This window comes from Massilia sp. CT11-108, assembly GCF_047302915.1.
GTDB classification, from domain to species: domain Bacteria; phylum Pseudomonadota; class Gammaproteobacteria; order Burkholderiales; family Burkholderiaceae_D; genus Telluria; species Telluria orientalis.
This window is the reverse complement of the sequence record NZ_JBKYMO010000498.1, coordinates 1-3,948: the sequence shown is the minus strand read 5'-3', so window position 1 is coordinate 3,948 and position 3,948 is coordinate 1. Positions and strand designations below refer to the sequence as shown.

Below are 3,948 nucleotides of genomic sequence, written 5' to 3'. Positions count from 1 at the left end.
AAGAAGGGCAAGAACTGGTTCTTCGGCATGAAGGCCCATATCGGCGTCGATGCCAAATCCGGCCTGACGCATACGCTGGTGACCACCCCGGGCAACGTGTCCGACGTCACGCAAACCCACAATCTTCTTCATGGCGACGAAACGATGGTGTTCGGCGACGCTGGGTACCAGGGCGCCGACAAGCGCCCGGAGAACGCGGGAAAGGAGGTCACCTGGCACATCGCGATGAAGCGCAGCGTCCGCAAGGCAATGAAGAAGAATCCGCTGGGCCGCGCCAAGGAAAAGCTGGAAAAGGCCAAGGCCAGCGTGCGCGCCAAGGTCGAGCATCCGTTCCACGTGCTGAAGAACCTGTTCAAGCATCGCAAGACGCGTTACCGTGGGCTGGCGAAGAACACCGCCCAGCTCCACACCTTGTTCGCATTCGCCAATCTGGTGCTGGCCGGCCGAACTTTTGGAAGCTCCCACGCCCGAACTCCGCCCTGAACCGGGGGGGCGCACACCGCGGCACCCAAAAACGCGTCTCGTGGCCCAGCACACGCGCGAAAAATAACTGATTTCAACCATCGTGATGTCCGACGCTGGTTTTGATGCATCGAATCGGACGCGCAAGCTATTTATTCAGCGTTTCCCTAGGCATGAACCCGCGGGCCCGGTCTCAGATATGAGTTGATTCGTCTGTGCGATCTGCGAGACCACATCGTTTGGCACTTGGTATTTTAAATGAGCACTTAGTGATGCCGTTCCTTATCCAACCCTTCACTACAACTTCTATCTTCTTCGTAACCGCGTTGTATTCGATGGCCGGGGCGGAATTGAACCACCGACACAAGGATTTTCAGTTCTTGCACTTCTTTGCCACACCCGGTATCTACTTCTCGCCGGGTGCCGCCGGTTGGCGGCTGACCAGGCTAGTCACGTTCGTTTGACAGAGACGTGGGAATTGGCAGCGAGGATTTCTTCGAAGATCGCCTTGTCGTGCTCGCCGAGTGCAGTGCATTGCGACCAGCCGTCCAGAAAAAGCATATATGACTCGTCCTCTGGCCAAGAGAGGTAGTCGTTGAAGGCATCCCAGTTATTTCCATTCCAGTGCCCACCCGCAGCTCGGATCAAACCGTCATTGAACGCGCCGGCGAACGCGTTCATGTCGCGCACGTTGCGCAGATCGACGCGATATTCATTTTTCATGATTGTTGCGTTGTCTCACGGCGCCGATCCAGTGTGCCCGTAAGCGATCGTTGGCGAAGGGTCGGTCTTGGCCGAACCCGGCCGTTCGAATCAGCATAGCAGGCTGCCGACCTGTAGGAGTCGCGGACTGTCACCACAGGCCGCTGCCGACCCGAAGCGGACATCCCCACGCGATCAGTTTCCAATCTCTTTCGTTGGCTTCGGATGAGATTGTGTCGGGCGTATCTATGCCCGCACCGCGGCGTTTACTGGCGCCCCTGCCACACCCATTTCAGGCCGCGAAGATAGCTTTCGGGCTTGACGGTACCGTGGTCCGTTCCCTCCACCGTATAACTCTGCAATTCCAAGCCCTTGTAGCCGTGTGTTCCGATCTGTTTTTCGAACAGTTCGATCGGTCCCCGGAACTGGACGGGTTCGAGCGAACCGGCCGAAATGAACATGCGCGCCTTGAGCGGCCGATTCTGCTTGGCGAATGCCTCCTCGAGCTTGAACAGCGCACCGTTATCCCAGACGACAGCCGGGCTTACGGCGACATACCCGTTGAAGAAATCCGGATCTTTCAACGCGGCGCCGAGCGCAAACAAGCCGCCCAGCGAAGCCCCGACGAGGACGCGGTTGGTCTGTTCGGCGCGGTAGGTGGTTTCGATTAGCGGCGCGGCTTCCTTACGGATGAACTCGAGGAACTGGTCGCCCTTGCCCGATCCGGCGGCCCCTGCCATCGCCGTGTACGTGTAGTCGTGCATGCGTTCGACGCTGTAGTCGGTGCCGTCGGGATAGGACAAGCCCACCATGATGCACTCGGGCATCATCTTGTCGTAGACAAGGCTGCCGTGCAGGGCGGACATCAGCGGCACGTCCCAGTAGGCATCGAGGAAGTACAGCACCGGGTATTTCCTGCCCGGACTCCAAGAGTAGCTGTCCGGCAGCATCACGATCAGCTCGTGCGCCTTGCCTGTGATCTTCGATTGCACAGTCACGATTTGGGTGTTCCGTAGCACAACGTGGCGCGGCTCGGGGTCGGCAGCGCAGGCCAGCGTGGTGACTGAAAACGCCAAGGCGAAGGAGAGGAGCCAGTTTCTTATCATCGAGATGTCTTTCATTTCCATACCTTGATGGCGTACCAACCCAAGCCCGTAGGACGAGGTGCCTCGGCTTTGACGCCTTGAGCTTGAAGTCGCGAATGAAGCCAATATGCGGCATCAGCGCCGAGCCGCTGCTCCGTCTCGGATCTGGATAAGTTGAATAGTTTGAAGTCGAAGGTTGTTACAGTTCGCATTGATGACCTTAAACGACACAACGTAAGTTCATGACCTCGCCCTACGCACTTAGGACCGCTCGACCACCGTCTGCTCGTGGCCGATCTCGGCCGTTCATTGTACGGCAGGAACGACCCAATGCCGACGGTCATAAAGGTCAACGGCCTGTCGGCACGGTGCCTATGCCGAGAACCAAATCGCTGCGATGACGCCGATCACAACAGCTAAGCTGAGCCAATAAATCACACGCCGGCCCTTGGATGATTCTTCGTAAATCTGCTCACGTGTCTTCGGGAGGGAATCTACAGATAATTGGTGAAAATTTTTCTTCATATTGAATCGCCACAAGTTTTCTAGACACTCGACAGCCGCTGAAAATACTGCTTTTCGTACTCCATCGGCGACAAGTCATTGCTGAAGCTGTGCCGGCGCTTTGGATTGTAGAACATCTCGATGTAGTCAAAGACATGCTGCCTTGTCCGGTCGCGGGTGCCATAGGTCTTCCGTCGAATCCGTTCCCGCGACTCTCGGCCATTCGGTTCAGCATAGCATGTTGTCGAAGTGAAAAAGTCACGGACTGTCACGACCGGCAGCTGTCGACCCAGAGTAGATGTTTGGGTTTTATTTCTCGATTTGCTTGAGCCAGTCGCGAAACCATTGAACCGGCATGGTCTCGCTATCAAACGATTTTGAGCGCAACTCCTCAATCGAGTATGTGTTCGAAAGATAGAGGTCCCACTGCGTTTCGATATCGGTCAGCACATGCAGTAACGCTTCGATTGAAGGTTCAGCGTCGATATTCAGATACTGACACCAGAAACGATCACACCACTCCGCGATCTGCCTGTGACTATACGGGCTGGTTTCCGGATTAGCGCCGTAGGTAAGCACATGAATCACTGAGTCACGAGTGAACGGAAGCTCAATGGGTTTAGACGGTTCCATGTTGTTCCGCTTCATTTGATCCGAGGCACTGCCCGTACGTTACTAGGTCCGCTCCTGGCCGAACCCGGCCGACCATGAACGCTCAGACCCAACAAGAATCTACATGCGGCTACTGGCCCACACAAATAACTTTAGTTTCATACTGTTGGGCATTTTCCTTCTTCTTTGCTGCCCACGTGACCACTTCCTGAGCTTCAGCGGCTGTCATGACGGTTGCTTTCTCTTTATTTTTAATAAATGACACGCCTTCGAACTTGCCTTCCTTGCTACGCATGACTCTGGCAAAGACGGGCGCCGTCTTGCCGTCGCCAGTGCGCTTGTTTTGCTGGACGAGGTAACGCTGGTCGATTGTTTCCATGGTAAAACTCCATACTTGTAGAGCAAAGCAGCATTCTACGGCGTGTGAAGCGCCACCAGGAAAACGCGGCGGGAGCAATGCTCATTCTTGTCCGGATGGCGCCGGTTGGTGAACGTCAGGTCCCGACCCAGGCCGTGTAAAAACGCGAAACCGAAGCCTGGGAGCTCGGTTACACGAGCCAGGACTAATTGCAAAGCATCGGAA

5 protein-coding genes and 1 pseudogene are annotated in these 3,948 nt (G+C 55.8%); 1 reads left to right on the top strand and 5 read right to left on the bottom strand.

Annotated elements, in window-relative coordinates; all coding sequences use genetic code 11:
• On the top strand, positions 1 to 483 hold a 483-nt coding region (locus tag ACEN88_RS26175), incomplete at its 5' end, for an IS5 family transposase (protein WP_413344371.1).
• A gap of 429 nt (positions 484 to 912) precedes the next feature.
• Here the strand turns inward: ACEN88_RS26175 and ACEN88_RS26170 are convergent.
• From ACEN88_RS26170 to ACEN88_RS26150, 5 genes and pseudogenes are all read right to left on the bottom strand, one after another.
• Positions 913 to 1,185, bottom strand: coding sequence for a barstar family protein (locus ACEN88_RS26170; protein ID WP_413344369.1), 273 nt, complete (start codon positions 1,183 to 1,185; stop codon positions 913 to 915).
• Between the two features lie 245 nt (positions 1,186 to 1,430).
• The gene (locus ACEN88_RS26165) at positions 1,431 to 2,285 is read right to left on the bottom strand and encodes an alpha/beta hydrolase (protein WP_413344368.1); all 855 of its coding nucleotides are present in this window, start codon (positions 2,283 to 2,285) and stop codon (positions 1,431 to 1,433) included.
• 509 nt (positions 2,286 to 2,794) lie between these two features.
• Positions 2,795 to 2,962 (bottom strand): annotated as a pseudogene (locus ACEN88_RS26160) (IS3 family transposase); the annotation flags it as partial.
• Between the two features lie 100 nt (positions 2,963 to 3,062).
• On the bottom strand, positions 3,063 to 3,386 hold the full coding sequence (locus tag ACEN88_RS26155) for a hypothetical protein (RefSeq protein ID WP_413344366.1): 324 nt from the start codon (positions 3,384 to 3,386) through the stop codon (positions 3,063 to 3,065).
• Positions 3,387 to 3,495: 109 nt separating this feature from the next.
• Positions 3,496 to 3,744 (bottom strand): hypothetical protein, encoded by a 249-nt coding sequence (locus ACEN88_RS26150; RefSeq protein ID WP_413344364.1) that lies wholly within the window; start codon positions 3,742 to 3,744, stop codon positions 3,496 to 3,498.
• Positions 3,745 to 3,948 lie beyond the last annotated feature (204 nt).

Excerpts from the sequence above, each read along its gene's own strand:
- ACEN88_RS26170 (WP_413344369.1), bottom strand. The coding sequence starts at position 1,185 with ATGAAAAATGAATATCGCGTCGATCTGCGCAACGTGCGCGACATGAAC.
- ACEN88_RS26155 (WP_413344366.1), bottom strand. The coding sequence starts at position 3,386 with ATGGAACCGTCTAAACCCATTGAGCTTCCGTTCACTCGTGACTCAGTG.
- ACEN88_RS26165 (WP_413344368.1), bottom strand. The coding sequence starts at position 2,285 with ATGAAAGACATCTCGATGATAAGAAACTGGCTCCTCTCCTTCGCCTTG.
- ACEN88_RS26150 (WP_413344364.1), bottom strand. The coding sequence starts at position 3,744 with ATGGAAACAATCGACCAGCGTTACCTCGTCCAGCAAAACAAGCGCACT.